We start from the raw sequence: 526 nt of genomic DNA on the forward strand, positions 1-526 counted from the left end.
CGATGACGCTGCTGCAACAGACCTTCCATACCATAGGCAAACTGCGGCTCGGTAATCTCCCGCGCGTAAGTTGGACTCACCGCTGTAATGTGGTCTGCGTAGTACAACCCGGCCTTCAGGAACGAAATCTGGCCGTTAAACTCCAGCCCGTGCACATTAAAGAACGACCATGGCAATTGGATGTCATCCATATGCTTTGCATAAAACATGCCTTGATACGCCAGGTTGTGTACGGTGAACACCGATTTCGCCGGATGGCCGCGCGCCGCCAGATACGCCGGGGCCAGACCGGCATGCCAGTCGTGCGCATGCACCACATCCGGGCGCCAGAATGGGTCAAGGCCGCAGGCCATTTCACATCCGGCCCAGCCAAGCAACGCAAAACGCAGGACGTTATCGGTATAAGCGAACAGGTTGGTGTCGTGATACGGGCTACCGGGACGGTCGTAGAGATGTGGCGCGTCAATCAGGTAAATACCCACGCCGTTGAAATGCCCGAAAAGCAGCGTGATACGTCCAGCGAAGG

The 526-nt window shown here is 56.7% G+C and carries 1 protein-coding gene; it reads right to left on the minus strand.

The genetic code is table 11. The annotated features are described in order from the left end of the window. Window positions 1-526, minus strand: a 526-nt coding sequence (locus tag R7P64_RS24655; protein ID WP_318124268.1) for a glycogen/starch synthase, incomplete at both ends; no start/stop codon positions are given.

Source organism: Vibrio sp. 2304 (assembly GCF_033339475.1).
Lineage (GTDB): Bacteria > Pseudomonadota > Gammaproteobacteria > Enterobacterales > Vibrionaceae > Vibrio > Vibrio alginolyticus.